The 21,385-nt window shown below is 38.9% G+C and carries 18 protein-coding genes; 8 read left to right on the top strand and 10 right to left on the bottom strand.

Annotation, left to right across the window (positions count from 1 at the left end; genetic code table 11):
• Positions 1-15 precede the first annotated feature (15 nt).
• From MT391_RS10850 to mraZ, 6 genes are read right to left on the bottom strand one after another with little or no spacing between them, the layout of a single operon-like run.
• On the bottom strand, positions 16-1,608 hold the full coding sequence (locus MT391_RS10850; RefSeq protein ID WP_499498001.1) for a UDP-N-acetylmuramoyl-tripeptide--D-alanyl-D-alanine ligase: 1,593 nt from the start codon (positions 1,606-1,608) through the stop codon (positions 16-18).
• On the bottom strand, positions 1,605-3,176 hold the full coding sequence (gene murE / locus MT391_RS10845; RefSeq protein ID WP_499497999.1) for a UDP-N-acetylmuramoyl-L-alanyl-D-glutamate--2,6-diaminopimelate ligase: 1,572 nt from the start codon (positions 3,174-3,176) through the stop codon (positions 1,605-1,607). Before murE ends, MT391_RS10850 begins: the two co-directional genes overlap by 4 nt.
• Positions 3,176-5,005 carry a peptidoglycan D,D-transpeptidase FtsI family protein gene (locus MT391_RS10840; RefSeq protein WP_499497997.1) on the bottom strand — a complete coding sequence of 610 codons (1,830 nt, stop codon included), beginning with the start codon at positions 5,003-5,005 and terminating at the stop codon, positions 3,176-3,178. The genes murE and MT391_RS10840 overlap by 1 nt, the downstream gene beginning before the upstream one ends.
• Positions 5,002-5,316 carry a cell division protein FtsL gene (gene ftsL / locus MT391_RS10835; RefSeq protein ID WP_028869773.1) on the bottom strand — a complete coding sequence of 105 codons (315 nt, stop codon included), beginning with the start codon at positions 5,314-5,316 and terminating at the stop codon, positions 5,002-5,004. The genes MT391_RS10840 and ftsL overlap by 4 nt, the downstream gene beginning before the upstream one ends.
• Entirely contained in the window at positions 5,317-6,264 is a 948-nt protein-coding gene (gene rsmH, locus MT391_RS10830) for a 16S rRNA (cytosine(1402)-N(4))-methyltransferase RsmH (RefSeq protein ID WP_499497995.1), read from the bottom strand.
• The gene (gene mraZ, locus MT391_RS10825; RefSeq protein ID WP_028869771.1) at positions 6,265-6,726 is read right to left on the bottom strand and encodes a division/cell wall cluster transcriptional repressor MraZ; all 462 of its coding nucleotides are present in this window, start codon (positions 6,724-6,726) and stop codon (positions 6,265-6,267) included. It lies immediately after the preceding gene.
• A 299-nt stretch (positions 6,727-7,025) separates the two neighbouring features.
• On the opposite strand from mraZ, the gene rsfS reads away from it, so the two are divergent.
• From rsfS to MT391_RS10800, 5 genes are read left to right on the top strand one after another with little or no spacing between them, the layout of a single operon-like run.
• Positions 7,026-7,352 carry a ribosome silencing factor gene (gene rsfS, locus MT391_RS10820; RefSeq protein WP_137297296.1) on the top strand — a complete coding sequence of 109 codons (327 nt, stop codon included), beginning with the start codon at positions 7,026-7,028 and terminating at the stop codon, positions 7,350-7,352.
• A complete protein-coding gene (gene rlmH, locus MT391_RS10815) occupies positions 7,352-7,822 on the top strand; it encodes a 23S rRNA (pseudouridine(1915)-N(3))-methyltransferase RlmH (protein ID WP_028869769.1) in 471 nt (156 codons plus the stop codon). Before rsfS ends, rlmH begins: the two co-directional genes overlap by 1 nt.
• 2 nt (positions 7,823-7,824) lie before the next feature.
• A complete protein-coding gene (gene mrdA, locus MT391_RS10810; RefSeq protein ID WP_499497993.1) occupies positions 7,825-9,711 on the top strand; it encodes a penicillin-binding protein 2 in 1,887 nt (628 codons plus the stop codon).
• Positions 9,712-9,713: 2 nt separating this feature from the next.
• Positions 9,714-10,817, top strand: a complete 1,104-nt coding sequence (gene rodA / locus MT391_RS10805) for a rod shape-determining protein RodA (RefSeq protein WP_499497991.1) — start codon at positions 9,714-9,716, stop codon at positions 10,815-10,817.
• A 7-nt stretch (positions 10,818-10,824) separates the two neighbouring features.
• Complete coding sequence (locus MT391_RS10800) at positions 10,825-11,616, top strand: septal ring lytic transglycosylase RlpA family protein (protein ID WP_166369730.1); 792 nt, start codon at positions 10,825-10,827, stop codon at positions 11,614-11,616.
• A 280-nt stretch (positions 11,617-11,896) separates the two neighbouring features.
• Here the strand turns inward: MT391_RS10800 and MT391_RS10795 are convergent, their stop codons facing one another.
• The gene (locus tag MT391_RS10795) at positions 11,897-13,651 is read right to left on the bottom strand and encodes a methyl-accepting chemotaxis protein (protein ID WP_299663989.1); all 1,755 of its coding nucleotides are present in this window, start codon (positions 13,649-13,651) and stop codon (positions 11,897-11,899) included.
• A 567-nt stretch (positions 13,652-14,218) separates the two neighbouring features.
• Here MT391_RS10795 and MT391_RS10790 point away from each other — a divergent pair.
• Positions 14,219-15,265, top strand: coding sequence for an alkene reductase (locus MT391_RS10790; RefSeq protein ID WP_499497989.1), 1,047 nt, complete (start codon positions 14,219-14,221; stop codon positions 15,263-15,265).
• A gap of 295 nt (positions 15,266-15,560) precedes the next feature.
• On the opposite strand, the gene punC is transcribed toward MT391_RS10790, so the two are convergent.
• Entirely contained in the window at positions 15,561-16,778 is a 1,218-nt protein-coding gene (gene punC, locus MT391_RS10785; protein ID WP_499497988.1) for a purine nucleoside transporter PunC, read from the bottom strand.
• Positions 16,779-16,877: 99 nt separating this feature from the next.
• Between punC and punR the strand changes: the two genes are divergently transcribed.
• A complete protein-coding gene (punR, locus tag MT391_RS10780; RefSeq protein ID WP_499497986.1) occupies positions 16,878-17,783 on the top strand; it encodes a DNA-binding transcriptional activator PunR in 906 nt (301 codons plus the stop codon).
• Between the two features lie 76 nt (positions 17,784-17,859).
• On the opposite strand, the gene pmbA is transcribed toward punR, so the two are convergent.
• A complete protein-coding gene (pmbA, locus tag MT391_RS10775) occupies positions 17,860-19,185 on the bottom strand; it encodes a metalloprotease PmbA (protein WP_499497984.1) in 1,326 nt (441 codons plus the stop codon).
• 126 nt (positions 19,186-19,311) lie between these two features.
• Here pmbA and yjgA point away from each other — a divergent pair, with 126 nt between their 5' ends.
• Positions 19,312-19,821 carry a ribosome biogenesis factor YjgA gene (gene yjgA, locus MT391_RS10770; RefSeq protein ID WP_299663979.1) on the top strand — a complete coding sequence of 170 codons (510 nt, stop codon included), beginning with the start codon at positions 19,312-19,314 and terminating at the stop codon, positions 19,819-19,821.
• 114 nt (positions 19,822-19,935) lie between these two features.
• Here the strand turns inward: yjgA and tldD are convergent, their stop codons facing one another.
• On the bottom strand, positions 19,936-21,381 hold the full coding sequence (tldD, locus tag MT391_RS10765) for a metalloprotease TldD (protein ID WP_166369716.1): 1,446 nt from the start codon (positions 21,379-21,381) through the stop codon (positions 19,936-19,938).
• Positions 21,382-21,385 lie beyond the last annotated feature (4 nt).

Raw genomic sequence — 21,385 nt, 5'->3', positions numbered from 1 at the left:
GCTAATGTAGACGTCTTACGCAGTGGTTTGTTTAATAAAAGCAACGATCTCTTCCATTTTTGCACTACGCGACCCTTTTATAAGCATCACTATTTTAGATTCTTTATCACTTAAATAAGCACAGATAGCTTGTTTAAGTTGTTGTTTATCTGAGAAATGTTCTGCCACTGTTTTTTTCGCAGCCGCATTATACGCATGGGTTGCGAGTTGACTCAAATTTCCTACGGTAAATAATTGCTGAATGCCCTGTTGTTGAGCATATTCACCAATACTTTTATGTTCCTGTTCCGCGAATTCGCCTAGCTCTCCCATATCACCGCAAACCAACACTTGTTGCGCGTCATATTGCGTTAATAAATCAATACCCGCTTTAACCGACGCAGAGTTTGCATTATAAGTATCATCAATCACTGTTAAGCGATCTGAAACTACAGAGCAATTCACTCGACCAGCTACCTGTTGGACAGTTTCCAAGCCCTGTTTAATATCCTGTAAGGTGCATCCTAAGGCAATCGCCATGGTACTTGCTGCTAGTGCATTACTGACATTATGTAACCCAGGAAGGTTCAATTGTATGCGTATGTTTGGCAAACAATTGAGGTTATTTATTAATGTATTTGCAAGATTTAATGTAAAGCTCGCTTGCCCGAGTTGATTATGTGTAATCTCAGATGCAAATAGATCCGGTTCCGCTATGTTTTTTGCTCTATCTGTACTTTTAAGTTCAGCTGAAAAAGTAATAAAGCGTTGCTCTTGATTAGTTAAGTTTCGCACAAAATCTGCAGCAAAATCTGCATCTAAATTCACTACTGCAATACCAGATTTATTTAAGCTAGACCAAATTTCAGCCTTTGCAGTCGCCACACCTTGCAACGAGCCAAAACCTTCTAAATGCGCAGGCATTACGTTGTTTACTAGTGCCACATCGGGTTCAACGAGTGCTGAGGTATAGGCGATTTCACCAATATGATTAGCCCCTAATTCAAGTACAGCAAATTGATGTTGTGCTTGTAATCTCAATAGCGTTAATGGCAAACCTATATCATTATTAAAATTACCGGCAGTCGCTAATACTTTGTCCGAGTTCCCGTTATGTGCGGATAATATGGCACTCAATAATTCTTTACAGGTGGTTTTGCCGTTACTACCCGTTATCGCAGCACACTTAAGGCCTTTTATTTGCTGCTTGATATAACGTCCTAATAAACCTAATGCAATTCTTGTATCTGCAACCATCACCACAATGCAATCATCAGAAAAAGTTAAGCTGTTGTTTTCACTGCAACTATTTTTAACCGAGTTTTTTTCACCCCTGTTTTTTTCAACCCAGCTCTTTTCAACTAATAGGACTGCGGCACCTTTATCAATGGCGCTTTGTAGCATGTTATGCGCATCAAAAGTTGGGCCTTTTAATGCAATAAACAGGTCATTTTCACTGATAGTTCGAGTATCAGTACTGACATTATTAATCACAACAGAATTAATTTGCGCTAAAGTCAGATTATCTGATTTCTGATTATCTACATTAATACTATTTAAATTAAGGCTATCTAAATTAAGCTGACCATCAGTCGCTTCACATAACTGTTCTACGGTGATTGGTATCATACGCTTTGTTCCTGCTGTTTATCTTTGTTCTCAATCAAGTCGCTCAAACACTCTCGATCGCTATAATGCACTTTTTTATCACCAAAGATTTGATAATCTTCATGCCCTTTTCCAGCCATTAAAATAATATCGTTAGCTTGTGCTGATTGTAGTAAATGTAGAATGGCTTGCTTACGATCATGTATCACCAAGGCTAACTCAGGTTGAGTTAGGCCTTTTTTAATATCTTCAACAATTTGCTGGGCATTTTCACTCCGTGGGTTGTCATCAACAATCACCACTTGGTCTGCACCTTGCTCCGCCATTTTAGCCATTTCAGGTCGTTTACCTTTATCACGATCACCACCACAACCAAAGACAGCGATAATACGCCCCTTTTGTTTATGATTTTGCAACGCTTTTAAAGCATTCAGCAAAGCATCAGGCGTATGAGCGTAATCAACCACAAACGTGACCTGTTGTTGCGCAAAAAAGTATTGCTCCATTCTTCCAGGCACAACAGTTAACTTAGCTATCACGTCTGCAATTTGTTTAATCGAAAAACCATCCGCCAGTAACGCACAACAGACTGCGGCAATGTTTGAAACATTAAAGTCACCATAAAACGGAGCATTGATAACACCATCACCCCAACTAGAGGCAAATTCAAAACTAATTCCCTGCGCGAGGTACTGTACTTTTTTAATGCTGAAGAAAGGTCGATTTGAAAAATATTGCTGCGCATTCACGCCATAAGCAATGGCCTTTGGGAATTCTTTTAACCAAGCTTGTCCTACTGCATCGTCGGCATTAATAATACGATGTTGCAGAGGGAACTCAGTAAATAATGTCTTTTTAGCGAGAGCATAAGCTTCTAACGTACCGTGATAATCAAGGTGATCGCGCGTTAAGTTAGTAAAAATAGCGGTTTCAAAAGGGATAGCAGCGACACGTCTTTGTACCAAACCATGTGAAGACACTTCCATAATTGTATGTTTGGCACCTTGGGATTGATAATGTTGCAATTCACGGCAAACTGAAATGGCATCTAAAGTAGTATTTAAACTGCTTGTTAACTTTCCATATAAACCATTACCTATGGTCCCCATTTGCGCACTTTGCTGATTCAATAGCATATAGCTATTTGCTAGCAAACTAGCAATGGTGGTTTTACCGTTCGTACCAGTAATAGCCGTAACCGCATGTAGATTTTGTTGAGGAAAGTAAAAGCGCATAGCTAATGCACTAAGATGTTTGCCTAGTTGATAAATATTTATGACAGGCGTCGTTGCTTCAAAGCGGATGTGGCCATTGGCTGTTTTATCGGTAGTTTCAGCAAGCACCACTGCAGCACCAGCATTAATGGCATTATTGATAAACCTGCGGCCATCATTAATTGCCCCTTGCAAAGCAACAAATAAGTCACCTTGCTGAACTTCACGACTATCTAAGGTCATGCCAGATAAAGACTGAGTTAATGAAACAGTTAACCAAGGCGCTAGCAACCAAGTAATGTCGATATTATCTTGGTGTTGATTAAGCACACTTTTTACATTCTTTGCTGGCACCGGTTGCGTTTCTTTAACCATTATTTAGCCTCCAAATAGGTGTAACTTTGATCTCCACCATCGGGTAATACATGTGTTAATAACAAAGTACTTTTCATCACGGCAGAAAATACAGGCGCAGCCACATCGCCGGCATAGTAACGATCACCCTGTGGTTCATTAATCATCACAGCAATTGCAAAACGAGGACGACTAGCCGGTGCAACTCCTGCAAAGACAGCAACATAATCATCACCGTAACCACCTGCTTCAGCTTTTCGAGAAGTCCCAGTTTTACCGGCTATACGATAACCTTCAACTTTGGCTTTTTTTGCGGTACCGCCAGGTTCACTAACCCCTTCCATCATTGCAACGACTTCAAGCGCAATATTTTTAGGAATAACTTGTTCGCCTGGATATTCTGGACCTTTGATAATAGACAAAGGATATTGCATACCACCACTACCTAAGATGGCATAAGCTTTAGCAAGCTGTAGCGTTGTCGAGGTAATACCATATCCAAAGGACATAGTGGCTAATTCAAAATCAGACCAACGATGGCGAATAGGTAAACGCCCAACACTTTCACCAATCAAAGCAATACCAGTATCATTACCAAAACCAAAATCAGCAAAAGTTTGCTGCAATTGCTCTGGTTTTAAACGTAAGGCTAATTTACTTACCCCAATATTACTGGACTTTTTCAAAATTTTAGCCAAATCCATTTTTCCGTAGTTGCGACCATCGCGAACGCGACGACCACCAATGGTCATCCAACCAGGAGAAGTATCAATCACTTCATCAACATCGGTTTTATGGTGTATCAATGCACTAGCAACCACTAAAGGTTTAACCGTTGAGCCTGGTTCAAAGGTATCAGTAATCGCTCGGTTACGTAATTTGTAAGCTTGGTATTGAGTACGATCGTTTGGATTAAATGAGGGGTAATTGGCCATCGCATAGATTTCACCGGTGTGAACATCTAACACCACAATAGAACCTGAAGTTGCGTTATTCATTTTAATTGAACGTTTCAATTCAGTATAAGCAACAGCTTGAATACGCTGATCAATAGTAAGCTGTAAATTGCCAGCTAACTTTTTCTCTTTAAGTACTTCAATATTATCAATAACATTACCTAAACGGTCTTTACGAACACGTTTTTTACCGGTTTGTCCTTGTAAGTAATCATTATAACTTTTTTCAATACCTTCAATACCTTGTGCATCTAAATCAGTTAACCCTAAGATATTGGCATTAATTTCACCGGTAGGATAAAAACGATGAGACTCTAATTGGCTAGCAATCCCCGACAGTTTTAACTGCTTAACATATTGCACCATAGGATCGTTAACTTGACGTTTTAAATAAGCAAAACGTGCCTTAGGTCGTTGAATTATTTTAGCAATAGCTTCACGTTCAATGCCTAATACTTCGGCTAACGCAGACCATTTTTTTGATTCATAAAAGTATTTTTTGGTATGTCGCTCTAACCCTGTTTTGGGATTGACAACAACACTATCAGCCCACTCTTCAAGGGTGAAAGCAAAATGTTTTTTAACCTCTTTAGGGTCAACCCAAATAGCAAATGCAGGTACACTGATCGCTAACTCTTCACCATTACGATCTTCAATATTACCTCGATGCACCACGGATTTAGTGACACGCAAACTACGTTTGTCAGCTTCATTGGTTAAATACTCAGGTTCTAAGATTTGTATAAAGGCAAGGCGTGAGATTAAGGCTAATGCAATTAATGAAATAGTCACAGCAACAAAAACATATCTACCCGAGGAATAACTCAGGTAGATTTTTTTCTTTCTTGTTTGTGAGCTTCCCTTTGCCCTTGATGTCGTCCGTCTTTTATTCATCGAATTTCCACTAATACACTATTTTGTTTGGTTGGTTGCGACATTGATAACTGTTTGGTTGCAACTGAACGAATGCGACTATGTTCATCGAGTGTATGTTCTTCGATCAGCAAGTTTTTCCACTCGATCATTAAGTTATCTTTTTGTTGAGATAAGAATTCTTTTTTTGTCACTAATTCTCGTGTTTCATGAGTGATGTAAATATTATACAAAGCACTGATTAATATCACGATTCCTAGGATCACAAGGATCGCGTTTTGACGTAAGTCCGCTAATATCAGTAATAATAAATTTTCACGAGAAGCCACCATTTAGTTAACCTCTGGCTGTCTCAATTTGACAGCAATACGCAATACCGAGCTACGAGCGCGTGTGTTGACAGCAATTTCTTCAGCACTTGGTTTAATCGCTTTACCCACCGCTTTTACGTTTTTACCCACTTGCATTTGTGCGTCAGTTAAAGGCAAACCAGGCGGATACTCAGGCCCTTTTTCCTGCTTACGAATAAAGCGTTTTACAATACGATCTTCCAGAGAATGGAAACTGATCACCGAAAGTTGACCACCAATCGCCAAAATATCTAAAGCACCGTCTAATACCTTATGGATCTCTTCTAATTCACTATTGATATAAATACGAATGCCTTGAAAACTCCGCGTTGCAGGGTGTTTTTTCTTTTCACGCTTAGGACATAAACGCTCAATTAACTGTGCTAATTGCAATGTGCGAGTAAACGGAGTTTCTACTCGATCTGCGACAATCGCGCGTGCAATGCGGTAGGCAAACTTCTCTTCACCGAAAGTTTTTAAGGCCCAGCCAATATCATCAACATCTGCTTTTGCTAACCAATCTGCGGCACTAATACCCGATGTCGGGTCCATGCGCATATCTAATGGTCCATCGCGCATAAAACTAAATCCGCGCTCTGCGTCATCAAGTTGTGGCGAAGAAACACCAAGATCCAATAACACACCGTCTATCTTACCGGCCAAGCCAAGGTCTTTAATATATTCAGCCAAACCTGAAAAAGGTCCATGAACAATTTGAAAACGACTATCTTCTTTTTGTAAAGCTTCTGCGGTAGCAATTGCACGCGGATCTCTATCGATCGCAATTAAACGGCCATTTGGCCCTAGTTTCGATAAGATATGTCGTGAATGTCCACCACGTCCAAATGTCCCATCGACATAAATCCCATCGGGTTTAATCGCTAGTCCATCAACGGCTTCATTTAATAATACAGTTATATGCTCACTCATCTAGAACGAGAACTCCTTGAGAGAATCACTTAATTCCATGCCTAATGACATGTCACTTTGTAGATCTTGCTGAACTTGTTGATGCCACACTTGCTCATCCCAAATTTCAAATTTGTTTAATTGTCCGACTAACATTATTTTTTTATCTAGCTTTGCATGCTGGCGTAAGGTGGGCGCAATTAAAGTACGGCCATTTTTGTCTAACTCACATTCACTGGCATGGCCTAAAATTAATCGCTGTATACGTCTTTCCTGTGGGTTGGTACTTGATAAACCACGTAATTTATTTTCAATCAATAGCCACTCATGTAATGGATAAAGCAACAAACAGTTCTGCGTTTGAAAATCAATCGTGCACACAAACTGCCCCTGACAAGTGTCAGATAGCCAATCACGATACCGAGTAGGGATCGCTATACGTCCTTTTGTGTCGAGATTGATCGCATTTGCACCACGCAACATGACGGTTCAGTTCCATTGATTGATGGGTGAAAGATCCATTTTATAAGAAAAAGATCCACAAAACGACACTTTTTCCCACTTTTGGACACCCAGTCTAATATTCTGCGATATTATTGCAAGCAATGGATCTTTTAAAATGAGGATCACAATCACACTTTCCTCGGCTAGGTATTTTATTTATTTGTTATATCGGTTAATAAAAAAGTGAAATTATCCTCAAAAGGCGACCAATTAATAAGTTGCGTGATATACTCCGCCGCTTAATACAATTTAACCAATAAACTCGGAAGGAAATTCCTTTGCAAGACGAACAATTAAAAGCTTTTATCATCAATCAACTTGAAGACATGAAAGCAAAAGAAATCGTAACTATTGATGTTGCAGGTATCTCAGATGTCACTGACACTTTGATCATATGTACTGGTACTTCAAAACGCCACGTACGCTCAATTGCAGAACAAACTGCATTAGCAGCAAAAAACGCGGGTGAAGTGCCACTAGGCGTTGAAGGCCTTGAAGGTAGTGAGTGGGTATTAATTGATATGGGTACTGTGGTTGCACATGTAATGCAAGATGAAACTCGTCAATTTTATCAACTAGAAAAACTATGGACTGAAACAGCGTAATGAAAATTCAGCTAATTGCAGTGGGTACTAAAATGCCTGACTGGGTTGAAAAAGGTTACCTTGAATATGCACGGCGTTTCCCAAAAGAGATGCAACTTGAGTTATTAGAAATTAACGCAGGTAAACGTGGAAAAAACGCGGACATTAAGCGTATTTTGAAAAAAGAAGGTGAATTAACCTTAGAAGCGATTCCAAAAGGTAATAAAATTGTCACGTTAGAAGTGACAGGGAAATCGTGGACAACAGAACAATTAGCGAATGAAATGACTAAGTGGCAGCACGATGGGCGAAATATTAGCCTATTAATTGGCGGGCCTGAAGGTTTAGCACCGGAATGCATTCAACAGTCAGAGCAACGCTGGTCTCTTTCTGCATTAACCCTACCGCATCCATTAGTAAGAATCTTAGTTGCTGAAAGCTTATACCGAGCTTTCACGCTAACCATTAACCACCCTTATCACAGGGAATAAAGTTGAAGAGAAAGCGTAATAGCATACGTAACCACAGTGCTGAATCAGCCCTCTTTTTACGTAGAACTCTAGTTGTTTTCTTAGCAATACTGCTTGCAGTGGGTATTTTGATCTCCAATTTGTATTACCTACAAATTAACTCCTTCGATACTTACAAAACACGATCTAATGCCAACAGGATCAGTGTACAAACAGTGCCGCCCAATCGTGGTTTAATCTACGATCGCAACGGTGTTATTCTCGCTGAAAATAGACCGGTTTATAGTTTGCAAGTTATTGCCAATAAAACCAATAACTTAACAAAAGATATTGAACGGCTAACCAAACTTTTATCTTTAACAGATAGAGAATTAGTTAAATTTAAAAGCCAAAATCGTTATTCACGATCTTTTAAAGCGATCACTATTCGCGATCAGTTAACGCCTGAAGAAGTCGCACTATTTACCGTTAACCAACATCTCTTTAAAGGTTTTTCAATTCAAGCTAGCTTAAAACGTTATTATCCTTTTGGTAATGCATTCACACACGTCTTAGGTTACATCGCAAAAATTAATACTCGAGATTTAGAAAAAATTGAACAACGCGGTGAACGCGCACGTTACCAAGGTACTCGCTACATCGGTAAATTAGGTATCGAACGTTATTACGAAGATATTTTGCACGGTCAGCCAGGACAACGCCAGGTGGAAGTGGATAGCTGGGGTAAAGTGATCCGCACCTTGCAATTTACAGCACCAACACCGGGTAAAGATATCACCCTTAATATTGATATTAATTTACAATTAAAAGCACAAGAGCTATTGGGTGATAACCGCGGTAGCATTGTATTAATGGAAGCAAAAACCGGTGCAATATTAAGTTTAGTATCGGCACCAAGTTACGATCCAAACTTATTTGTAACAGGGATCAGCCAGAAAAAATATCAATCTTTACTGTCCTCTCGAGATCGCCCATTAATAAACCGTGCGACTCAAGGCCGCTACCCTCCAGCTTCGACCATCAAACCACAAATGGCGTTATTAGCGTTAGATGAAAAAGTGATCACCGAAGAAACTAAAATAAAAGATCCTGGTTGGTGGATTGTACCTAACTCCAAACGCCGTTTTCGTGACTGGAAACGCTGGGGGCATGGTTTAGTTGATGTGTTCCATGCTATTGAACAAAGTTGTGATACCTTCTTTTATGATACTTCCTATAAGTTAGGGATTGACCGCATCGAGCCCTTTATGCGCTTATTTGGCTTTGGTGAGTACAGCGGCTTAGATATTGCAGAAGAAACAAAGGCAATTATGCCATCACGTGATTGGAAGCGAGGCCGCTTTAATCAACCTTGGTACGATGGAGATACTATCTCGATTGGTATTGGACAAGGTTACTGGACGGTTACACCTATTCAGTTAACAAAAGCAACGGCTATTCTGGCAAGGCGTGGAGAAAATATTAAACCGCATGTATTACGCTCGATAACTGCTGCGGGAGAAACCTCAACGCCAGTGTACGAAACCGCACCGATCATCAAATTACACAGTAGCCGTTATTGGGATATTGCGTTAAAAGCCATGCAAGGCGTAACCAGTAAACGTTCTGGTACCGCTTATCGTGCTTTTGGTGATGCACCTTATACAGTTGCAGGTAAATCGGGTACAGCTCAGGTCATCAATATCAAAGAAGATGAAGTTTATGATGCCGATAAAATTAATGAACGTCACCGTGATAATGCGATGTTTGTTGCCTTTGCTCCCTTTGAATCACCTGAAGTTGTGGTCTCAGTTGTATTAGAAAATGCAGGTGGAGGCAGTAGTAATGCAGCACCTATCGCGCGTGAATTATTTGATGAATATTTTAAAAACATACATCCAATCGCACCTAAATCTGCACCGGATTCATAATTATGGTTAGCACCCAAGCTCAAAAAAGTATTTTTTATCGTTTGCATATCGACCCGTACCTATTGCTGGGTTTATTTGCACTAATGAGTATTAGCTTAACGGTATTATATTCAGTGGCCGGCTATGAAATGGTCTATCGTCAATTGGTCCGTCTCGCCATTGCTTTAACCGTGATGATTGTGATTGCACAAATACCACCGGAATGGTATCGACGCTGGACACCCGGTATATTTATTATTTGTGTGATGTTATTGATTGCCGTATTGGTAATAGGTCATACCGGAAAAGGCGCACAACGTTGGCTAGATTTAGGCTTTACTAAGTTTCAACCTTCAGAAATTATGAAACTGATCATGCCTTTAATGGTCGCGTATTATGTCAGCCAACACACACTTCCAACACGTTTTACACAAGCCCTTGTTGCCCTTATCATTGTTATTATTCCGACATTAATAATCGCTAAACAACCGGATTTAGGTACCTCTATCTTAGTCGCCTCTTCGGGTTTATTTGTACTGTTTTTATCGGGTATTTCTTGGTTATACATTGCTATTGCTCTGGCTGGTGTGATCGGATTTATTCCTATTCTATGGTATTTTTTAATGCTCGATTATCAGCGCGGGCGAGTATTAACCCTACTTAATCCAGAAGCGGATCCCTTAGGTGCCGGTTACCATATTATCCAATCTAAAATTGCCATCGGTTCAGGCGGACAATGGGGAAAAGGTTGGCTAGAAGGCACACAATCGCAACTAGAGTTTTTACCGGAACGACATACAGACTTTATCTTCTCAGTATTTTCAGAAGAGTTTGGCTTTATGGGGGTGTTGTTATTACTGAGTATTTACATTTTGATTATTGGTCGTGGCCTGTGGATTGCTAATCAAGCGCAAGATGCCTTTACCAAACTGATCGCAGGCAGTATCATCCTGACCTTTTTTGTTTATATCTTTGTGAATATTGGTATGGTGAGCGGATTATTACCTGTGGTAGGTGTTCCACTTCCAGTGATCAGCTTTGGCGGGACGTCGATTGTTACCCTACTGGCAGGATTTGGCATTCTAATGTCTATTCACACTCATAAACGCTTTAATATAAAACGGTGACCCCACAATGAAGAATTTAATCCTATTCAGCTTAACCTGTATTTTGTTAAGTGCCTGTAGTAGTGAGCAAAAACGCTATCAATATAGTGATGATCATGCGCCTACGGCTATTCCACCATTAGCACATATAGAAGATGTGAATCCTCGCTATGAGCCACAATCTCGAGGTGGTAACAAAGACTATCGCGTACGTGGTATCGACTACAAAGTATGGCGTGATATTACCGAGCTAACGGAAACTGGCGGTGCTTCTTGGTACGGTAATAAGTTTCATGGTCACCTCACTTCCAATGGTGAACGTTATAACATGTTTGCAATGAGTGCAGCGCACAAAAACCTGCCTTTACCAAGTTACGTGCAAGTCACTAACTTAGCGAATAAAAAACAAATTATTGTGCGAGTGAATGACCGTGGTCCTTTCCATAAAGGGCGTATTATTGACCTGTCCTACGCGGCGGCTAAAAAACTAGATATTATTCAGGCAGGTACAGGACAAGTTGAAATTAAATTAATCCACTTTTCTGAAGATGAAAGTACTAGCTTATTAGACAAACAACAAAATGAGAGTATCTACGGTACCTTTACCATTCAATATTTAGTGACATCAAGTGCAGCAAAGGCAACTCAACTATCCAACGCATTAAAAACTAAACATAACGTAGCGACTTTTTTTGAACAAAAAAATAACCTCTATTATCTACGTATAGGTCCTTTAAGTAGTGAAGCAAAAACAGAAGCTTTATTAAAAACTATTCAAAAAGACTACCCTAAAGCTTACATTATTCATCAAGAGCCTTAATATTAACGCAGACTTATTAACTGCTTTTTGACAGAGCATACTTTTAAGATAATATGCCTTTTTAAGATGGCGTCGCTTTTCTAAAATCAGGAAAGCTTGCTCAGAAAATAAAAATGCCGCGTTGAATGGATTATATTCAACGCGGCATTTTACTTTTATAACACTTACTTTTATGACAATTAGTTTTATTACTTTATTTTACTGTAATTCCAAAAAAGCTTAGCTATTTAAGTCAATACTTCAAGTATTTCCTAAACACTCCAGCAACGTTATTGTCCTATTATTTAAGTTTAAATTTATTGATAATAGCCACTAACTGTAGATTTGATTCAGTTAAATGATGGGTGCTATTGACCGTCTCTTTACCATTAACACTGAGTGTATCGACCATACCTTGAATCGCCGTCATATTACGATTAATTTCTTCACTCACAGAACTCTGCTCTTCTGCAGACGTTGCTATTTGCCCTACTAAGTCATTAATATTAAGTACAGCTTCAGTCACTAAATCAAGCGAAGAAGAGACTTTAGAAGTTGTAGTTGCAGTACTGAGGCAACTTTGTTTAGTTGAATCCATACTAACTACGGCAGCTTCAGAACCAACACTTAACTTTTCTAGCATAGTATTAATTTCTATCGTGCTTTGTCTTGTTCTCGCGGCAAGTGCCCTTACTTCATCGGCCACCACGGCAAAACCACGACCATGTTCTCCGGCTCTTGCGGCTTCTATCGCGGCATTTAATGCAAGTAGATTAGTTTGCTGTGCAATTTCACCAATCACATTCAAAACACTACTAATTTGAGCACTATCTTCACTCATTGATATAATTGTCTTGCCGGTATCTTCAACCTCATCGACTAAATCCGTGACACTCTGAACAGCTTGTTGTACCGCTACTTTAGATTGTTCTGCTTCGCTATTGGTCGCCTCTGTCTGTTTCGCGGCATTAGCTGCACTTTCTGCCACTGCATCGGCTGTCGCACTCATTTCATGAATAGAAGTCACCGCCATTTCCATCTCTTCGCTATGCGATTGCAATAAGCGATGGCTCGACTTGGTCAAGTCTTCTAAGGTATTTATCTGATTGTTAATGTTGACACTAGAGTGAGAAACATCGAGCATCATAAGCTGTAGGTTTTCTATGAATTTATTAATACCATCAGCAATCTTACCTAAATCATCACTTGTTTCAACCTTCAGGCGATGTGTTAAATCACCACTGCCATTAGCTAAGTCTGTGATCACATTTCTTAATGTCACAACAGGACGGAAGGCAATATTTAGAGCTAAGACACTAAGTGGAATAATCACGGCAGCAGCGATTAATAATGCGATAGTAATGGAATTATTGAGGTTATCGGTATTACCTTGTATATAACTATTATCGATGTAACCGGTCAGCGCCCATTCGTTACCTTCAATGCTAAAGGTATTGCTAATAGGCGTTAAATCACCATCTATTTTGTTAGAGAATAAAACAGTGCCCACAGAGTCTTTTAATTCAACGTAACTACCATCTACGGCAGACATTTCAAAAAGACGACGTATTTTTGTAAGGTCAATGACAAAAATATCACCGGCATCATCAGCTTCTTTTTTAGTAATATTGATGTAAGGGATCTGATTTTCAAAATAGACATTACTGATTGATAATGGATCTTTTGCATTAGCAATTTGTGCGATATATTTTTCGTTGTTTGACGGCTCATCAATACTGCCTTGTTTATCAAATACCGACCCATACTTATATTTTATAATATTGCTAAAACCAGTGGAGTCGACCGCCTTTTGTATTTCCGTAAAACTAAAATTACTATTACGAGCAAGTTTTACATTATTTTCAAAATCATTAATCAACTGATCTTTAACGAGATTAAGCTGAGCTTGAATATTCTGGGTGTCATTTTTATAAATGTATTCTTTAATATAATAATTTGCACTTAAGAATGAAATCATTACTGAAATCGTAATGATGGCAACAACTAATGTTAATATTTTTGCTTTGAATGGAATTTTCTTAAAACTATTTTGCATGTAATTACTCGCTTGCTTTTAGTTAATTGCTTATTTACTGACTTATGTAGCTCAACTGTTTCGATATGCTCAGACTTATTCGTTTAATGCCTAGCTTGGGCAGCATCAAAATCCGCTGCAAATAAATCTAAATAAACGGATTTGATATTAAAAGTAGTGCAAACATATTCAATTGATAAATTAATAAGATGGGTTCACAACTCACGACTAGATTGATTGTAGTAACTTTTTAATTAAAAGCTTGGTTACATTTAATTAACATCTACAAATGCAGAGAAGATCACAAAAAAAGCAATCTTACTTATTGTTTTAAAAGGATAAAAACATTAACCTATAATTTTTAATCAAATAAAAGACAACTATTTATAAGTCGAATTTATTGCTTTACGCAGGTTATTTAAACACATCTTAAATTTTTACAATTTTATTTGAACAATCATTCAAATAAGCCTTGATAAGCATTAAACCATCCCCATTACTTAACTATGGTTACAACAAATAATTTTGTTTAACACAATTAATTACAACGATTAGTAACAACAACTAATTACAACAAGGGAACATATAATGGCTATTGATTTACTTTCACCGTTTAAATTAAACGACACGATCACGCTAAGTAATAGAATATTAATGGCACCACTGACCCGTTGTATGGCAGATGATGATTTAGTCCCTACACAGGATATGGTTGATTATTATGCACGTCGAGCTGATGCTGGCTTAATTATTAGTGAAGCGACTATTATTCGCCCCGATGCACAAGGCTACCCTAATACTCCCGGATTATTTACCCAACAACAAATTCAAGGTTGGAAAAAAGTCACTGATGCCGTACATAAAAATGGCGGTAAAATGTTTGCGCAAATATGGCATGTAGGTCGTGTCGCACATCCACACTTTTTCGATGGTGAAGTGTTAGCCCCTTCTGCGATTGCAGTTGAAGGTTCTGTTCCGCGCATGCGTGAGCTAACTTATATCACGCCTAAAGCTGCGACGATTGAAGATATTCAAGGCTTAATAGCTGATTATGCAAAAGCGGCTGAGAATGCAATAGAAGCGGGTTTTGATGGTGTAGAAATACATGGTGCAAATGGCTATTTGATCGACCAATTTTTACATTATGCAGCCAATACACGTGGCGATGAATACGGTCAAACACCTGAAAATATGTCTCGCTTTGCACTACAAGTAGTTGATGCGGTGATCGCAGCAATTGGTAACGATCGTACTGCATTACGTTTAACGCCGGGTGCGTACTTTAATATGAGCGAAGATAATCGCGATCAAGCTATTTTTGATTACTTATTAGCGCAACTTGAGAGTAGAAACTTAGCTTACTTACACGGTGGAATTTTCGATGACAGCACACGTTTTGACTCATTACAGGGTAAAACAACGTCTGAATATTTACGTGCAGGTTACTCAAAGGGTACTTTAGTCGGTGTAGGAAGTTACAGCTTTGAAAGTGCAAAAGAGGCTATTAATGACGATAAGTTTGACCTAATTGCAATTGGTCGTCCGTTTATTGCTAATCCAGATTACATTAGCAAAATGATTCATGGTGAAGAGACCCTTGCTTATAGCGATGAAATGCTAACAGAATTAAAATAATAGCAGATCTGGTTTTGTTCTATGTAACGGGTATGTATATACCCTATAAAACCAAGCTTAAAATAAAGGCAATAAATAAAGACAACCTGCATTAATTTCGGTTGTCTTTTTTATTGAATATTTTTATGTTCAATATCTAATAACTTCGCAAGCAGTTAAAGAAAAAGTAAATTATTACTTGCGATAAGGTCCTTTAAACAGTGAAAAGAGGCATAGGCGCTTTTAGAAAAGTTACAAAATAAATATCCTAGCGATTTTGCTGTACGATAAAAAACGCTAGGAAACAATCTCTAAATTAAGCGGCACTAGCCTCTAATTCTATCACTTTACGGTCTTTTGCTATCAAACTATAACCAACAATAACAAATACCCCTTGGCATGCCATGACTGCGCTCATGGCTATTACACCATACTCACTGAACAGTGACACCATTGCGCTAGCTAGTACACACAACATCATCTGTAAAAAGTTCAATAAGCCAGATGCTGACGCACTGCTACTTTTGAAAGATACCAATGCATTATTTGCTACAATCGGATAAATTGCACCGTTGGCTGCTGCCATAAAACACATCGGAATTAGCAAGGGAACAATACTATTACCAGTGCCTACCACCGCAACTGCAAAAGTTGCAATCACACTTAAAATGAAAGTTTTCAGTAACAATGGCAGTATTTGCTCAGTGTTATAGCGATTTAGTAATGTCCGACAAGTATATCCACCAATGATAAAAGCGATAGTTTGCGGTACATAACTCAAACCAATATCAGTACCTGAATAACCCATTGCACTCATTGCAAAAGGAGACCCGGTTAACCATGCAAAAAAGGCTGCTGAACAAGCCGCATAAATGATCATATTACCGCTGAATTTTTTTGATTTTAAAATACTAACATACTGTTTTAAAATCGAGATTGAAGGTTGATCAGTTACCTTTTGCTGAGTAACGTTATTACTACTAAAATCGATTAAACTACTTCGGATCGCCCAAACAACACCAATTAAAAGTAAACAATAAAAAATGCTCTGCCAGCCAAATTGAACTTCAAGTAAACCGCCTAATAATGGTGCTAATGCAGGAGACAATGCGACTAACGGCATAACTGTAGCAAAAATATGCTGAGAAGTTTTATCATCATATTTTTCGATAACAAAAGATTGCCAAATAACTGTCGCCCCCGCAGCACCTAAAGATTGTATAAAACGCCCTACTAATAATTGTTCTACATTACCCGATATTGCACAGATAACTGTACCAATACTAAAAATAGCTAAGCTAGAAATAAGCACTTTTTTTTGACCAAGTCGTTCGCTTAATGGCCCATAAATAAGCTGACCTATCGCCATACCTAACAGGAAGATACTTAATGACCAACCGATCATCTGATTTGTTGTTGCTAAATTTTGGCGTAATACATCAAAAGCCGGGAGGTACATATCAGTTGCAAGGAAACCTAGCATGCTCAATCCAGATAACCAAATATAAGGAATTTTAACCTGTTGTTTAATCATTTAAGTGCTCTATATAATAAATTTGCGACAGTATATTCTTGTACAAAACGAGATTAAAACGGTATATTTTAACCTTTACCATCAAAAAAGTTGACGTGTATGTTTTCTCACCATGATTTGATTGTTATCGATACAGTTGCCCGCCGCGGAAGCTTCTCTGGTGCCGCGGAAGAGTTGCATAAAGTGCCCAGTGCAATCAGCTACACGGTGAAATTAATTGAAAATAAATTAGACGTATTGCTGTTTAAGCGCCTACACCGAAAAGTACAGCTCACACCTGCGGGTGAGTACTTTGTCTCACAAACACGTTTGCTACTTAAACAGATGTCGGAAGTGAAAGTACAAACACAGCGAGTTGCTAATGGCTGGCAAAGTAGTGTTTCTATAGCACTAGACAATGTTGTAAGGGAGGCGTCGGTAAATCAACTGGTTGCAGATTTTTATCAGCAATTCCCAGATATTGAATTATTACTCACCATGGAAGTGTTTAATGGTGTTTGGGATGCATTGGTTGATGGCCGTGCTGATATCGCCATTGGTGCAACTTCTGCAGTACCGATTGATGGCGGTGTGGCTTACCGGAGTATGGGGGAGTTATCATGGGACTTTGTCGTCAGTAAAAATCACCCTTTAGCAAAGCAAAACGAAGCCTTGACCGAACAACAACTAATTACCTATCCAAGTATCTGTTTAGAAGACACTTCGCGCATATTGCCAAAGCGTACCACCTGGCTACTCAATAACCAACGTCGGTTAGTAGTGCCTAACTGGCATAGTGCAGAACAGATTTTTATCGCAGGATTAGGAGTTGGATTAATGCCTACGCATCGTGCAACGCCATTAATCAAACAAGGACTATTAGTAAAGAAAACGTTAGCTTTTGGTGCTCAAGATAATAGCCCTTGTTGCTTAGCGTGGCGTGATGGTGTTCTACCACCGGCAATAAAGTGGTTATTAAACTATTTAGGAGATAGTGAAAAATTACATCAACAATGGTTGGCATAAACATAAAAACAGCTGTCAGTTACTCTCTGCCAGCTGTTAATAAAATCTAAACATACAAAGAATTAAAATGTGTAATTTATGCGCCAGCTATCTTCATTTTTTTAATTAAGATAGAACCCGTTTGTAAGCTACTTCTTGGGTCGGTATCACAACCAACAGCACTAATATCCATGAACATCTCTTTCAAGTTACCAGCAATAGTAATTTCATGAACAGGGTAAGCAATCACACCATTTTCGACCCAGAAGCCCGCCGCACCACGAGAGTAATCACCGGTCACCATATTAACGCCTTGCCCCATTAACTCAGTGACAAATAATCCGGAGCCCATCTCTTTTAATAGACCAGCTAAATCAAGTCCGCCATCCTTTACAAACCAATTATGGATACCGCCAGCATGGCCAGTACTTTCTAGACCCATTTTACGTGCAGCATAACCCGTTAATAAATAAGTTTGTAAAAAGCCATTGTCGATAATATTGCGTTTTATAGTACGTCCGCCTTCACTATCGAAGGGTGAACTAGCAATCCCTTTAACGATATGTGGGTCTTCAGAAATTGACAACCAGTCAGGGAATATTTGAGTATTAATTGAGTCTAATAAAAATGAAGATTTTTTATATAAGCTTGCGCCACTAATCGCACTCACTAAATGACCAAATAAGCCACTTGCCATTTCAGGACAAAATAATACAGGGCTTTCCTGTGTGGCTATTTTACGGGCACCTAAACGTTCAACCGAGCGCTTCACTGCTTGTTCAGCAACCCATTGTGCAGAAAAGAGGTCATCCATATCACGGGCACTGGTATAACTATAATCACGTTGCATCTCACCGTTTTCCTGTGCAATTAAGACACAACTTAAACTGTGGCGACTGCTGCCATAACTTTCTAAGAAACCATTGCTGTTACCGTACACCTGCAAACTAGTATGGCTATTAACACCTGCACCATCTGAATTAACAATGCGTTTATCTAAATTCAACGCAATATCTTCACATTGTTTGGCTAAAGCTAACAGTTGGTCGGTATTTTTATCACTTGCATGGTATAAATCTAAATCAATGGGAGCTTGTTCTAAAAAGCGTTTATCTAATAAGCCTGCATAGGGGTCTTGGCTTGTATACTTGGCAATATCAACCGCCGCTTTAACACTCGCAGCAATCGCCTCTTCGCTTAAATCAGCGGTAGAAGCGCTTCCTTTGCGGTGATCAACATAAACACTGATCCCCATTGCTCCATCGTGGTTAAACTCAATGTTTTCAACTTCACCTAAACGGGTGTTCACAGAAATCCCAGCACTTTTCCCTAACGCAACTTCAGCTTGGCTTACACCTAAATCATTGGCAATATTAAGCGCCGTATTAACGGCATTTTCTAGTAACTGTTTCTGTTCAATCATGTTTAAGCACCACAATGTATAATTAAATTTAAGATAAGAAATAATAACATGGATTAAGGTAAGCATCTTGTGATGATGGTATGATGCGCTTAATTATTTAATCCCTAACGTGATAGACCATAAGCTATGAATAAAAAAGTTGAAGAGATCTTTGAAGAAGACGAGATCAGTAAGTCGCAAATTAAACGTGAAGCTGAAGCTTTAAAAGATATTGGTCGCCAATTAGTGGCCTTAAATGCAAAGCAATTAGCACAAATCCCTGGCAGTGATACCTTGATGGAAGGGATTAAAGTAGCGCATAAAATATCCACTAAACATGAAGCATTACGCAGACAATTACAATATATCGGGAAAGTATTACGTACCGAAGATATGGAAAAAATCACTGCTAAGTTGGATATTCTCAATGATAACAACCGTAAACGTACCCATGCGATTTCGCATTTACAGTTGCTAACAGATCAGTTGATTGAATTAGGCGACCCTAAAGTAAATGATGCGCTAGAGATGTACCCACAACTTGAACGTCAAAAACTACGCCAAATGATTCGCCAAGCGAATAAAGAAAAGAAATTAGAAAAACCAGCTAAAACTGCTAAAGAGCTGTTTGTCTACTTAAAAACCAACTGTTTATAAGTAGCTGTCTTTATAAAACATTAACAAAGCTAAATAAAAAGCCTGTGCAGTGAAAACTGGACAGGCTTTTTTTATATATCTTTATTTGAAGTTAATCAAACTTAAAAATGTAAATTAATTAGTTCCACCAACGGTTAATTGGTCAATTTTAAGTGACGGCTGACCAACACCAACCGGTACACTTTGCCCTTCCTTACCACAAACACCAACGCCTGGGTCTAAGCACATATTATTAGCCACCATAGACACTTGCTGCATGGTATCAAAGCCATTACCAATTAATGTCGCGCCTTTGATCGGGGCGGTGATTTTTCCGTCTTCAATCAAATAAGCTTCAGAGGCAGAGAATACAAATTTACCTGAAGTAATATCCACTTGCCCACCACCAAAATTAGGCGCGTAGATACCTTTTTTAACACTTTCAATTAACTCATCATGCTCATACTCACCATTTAACATAAAGGTATTGGTCATACGTGGCATTGGTAAATGCGCATAGGATTCACGACGTCCGTTCCCCGTTGGCGCAACACCCATCAAACGTGCATTGAGTTTATCTTGCATGTAACCTTTTAAAATACCATTTTCAATGAGAACATTACGCTGACCTTTAGTACCTTCATCGTCTATGTTCACTGAACCACGGCGATCAGCAATACTACCATCATCGATAATAGTGCAATGCTTAGAAGCAACTTGCTGGCCTATTTTTCCAGAAAATGCAGATGAACCTTTACGATTAAAATCACCTTCTAAACCGTGCCCTACTGCTTCATGTAACAATACACCAGGCCAGCCAGCACCAACAATAACCGGCATAGCTCCTGCAGGAGCAGCAATAGCATCAATATTAACGAGAGCCTGACGAACAGCTTGGCGCGCATAAGAGAAGGCTCTAAGTTCACCTTCTTGCGTATCGGTAAAATAATCTAAATCAAAACGACCACCACCACCGGCACTACCTCGTTCGCGTTTACCATTTTTCTCAATTAACACAGAACAACTAAAACGGATCAAAGGGCGAATATCTGACGCTAATGTACCATCGCTTGCAGCTACTAATATTTCTTCATAAACGGCGTTTAATGACACAGTAACTTCACTAACAGAAGGCTCTAGAGCGCGCGCGAAGGTATCAACTTGTTTCAATAGCTCAATTTTTTTGTCGCGGCTCATGCTTTGCAAAGGATCCGCTGAACCATAATAAATAGGTTGTGCTGTTGGCATGACTAGCTTTACTGACTTTTCTTGCCCTGAATTAGCAATACTTTTGGCAGCATTAGCGGCTTCAGTAATGGCTTTTTTAGAGATATGATCAGAATATGCAAAGCCGGTTTTTTCACCAGACACAGCACGAATACCAATGCCTTTTTCGATGTTATAACTGCCTTCTTTGACAATCCCATCTTCTAACAACCAAGATTCATGTCGGCTTGCTTGAAAATAAAAATCAGCATAGTCAATTTGAGCTCCAGAAATTTGACTCAGTTGTGATTCTAAATCACTAATTTGCATATCAGCAGGTGCTAAAAAATTGTCTACTACTTGTTCAAAAGACATTGAC

Origin of the sequence: Vibrio sp. 1-Bac 57 (assembly GCF_037546855.1) — a bacterium.
GTDB lineage: Bacteria > Pseudomonadota > Gammaproteobacteria > Enterobacterales > Psychromonadaceae > Psychromonas.
Note: the sequence above shows the minus strand (reverse complement) of the source record. Positions and strands in the feature narration are given on the sequence as shown.

Bases quoted from the DNA above. Each gene is read 5' to 3' on its own strand.
- MT391_RS10850 (WP_499498001.1), bottom strand. From the start codon at position 1,608: ATGATACCAATCACCGTAGAACAGTTATGTGAAGCGACTGATGGTCAG.
- murE (WP_499497999.1), bottom strand. From the start codon at position 3,176: ATGGTTAAAGAAACGCAACCGGTGCCAGCAAAGAATGTAAAAAGTGTG.
- MT391_RS10840 (WP_499497997.1), bottom strand. From the start codon at position 5,005: ATGAATAAAAGACGGACGACATCAAGGGCAAAGGGAAGCTCACAAACA.
- ftsL (WP_028869773.1), bottom strand. From the start codon at position 5,316: ATGGTGGCTTCTCGTGAAAATTTATTATTACTGATATTAGCGGACTTA.
- rsmH (WP_499497995.1), bottom strand. From the start codon at position 6,264: ATGAGTGAGCATATAACTGTATTATTAAATGAAGCCGTTGATGGACTA.
- mraZ (WP_028869771.1), bottom strand. From the start codon at position 6,726: ATGTTGCGTGGTGCAAATGCGATCAATCTCGACACAAAAGGACGTATA.
- rlmH (WP_028869769.1), top strand. From the start codon at position 7,352: ATGAAAATTCAGCTAATTGCAGTGGGTACTAAAATGCCTGACTGGGTT.
- rodA (WP_499497991.1), top strand. From the start codon at position 9,714: ATGGTTAGCACCCAAGCTCAAAAAAGTATTTTTTATCGTTTGCATATC.
- MT391_RS10800 (WP_166369730.1), top strand. From the start codon at position 10,825: ATGAAGAATTTAATCCTATTCAGCTTAACCTGTATTTTGTTAAGTGCC.
- MT391_RS10795 (WP_299663989.1), bottom strand. From the start codon at position 13,651: ATGCAAAATAGTTTTAAGAAAATTCCATTCAAAGCAAAAATATTAACA.
- MT391_RS10790 (WP_499497989.1), top strand. From the start codon at position 14,219: ATGGCTATTGATTTACTTTCACCGTTTAAATTAAACGACACGATCACG.
- punC (WP_499497988.1), bottom strand. From the start codon at position 16,778: ATGATTAAACAACAGGTTAAAATTCCTTATATTTGGTTATCTGGATTG.
- punR (WP_499497986.1), top strand. From the start codon at position 16,878: ATGTTTTCTCACCATGATTTGATTGTTATCGATACAGTTGCCCGCCGC.
- pmbA (WP_499497984.1), bottom strand. From the start codon at position 19,185: ATGATTGAACAGAAACAGTTACTAGAAAATGCCGTTAATACGGCGCTT.
- yjgA (WP_299663979.1), top strand. From the start codon at position 19,312: ATGAATAAAAAAGTTGAAGAGATCTTTGAAGAAGACGAGATCAGTAAG.
- tldD (WP_166369716.1), bottom strand. From the start codon at position 21,381: ATGTCTTTTGAACAAGTAGTAGACAATTTTTTAGCACCTGCTGATATG.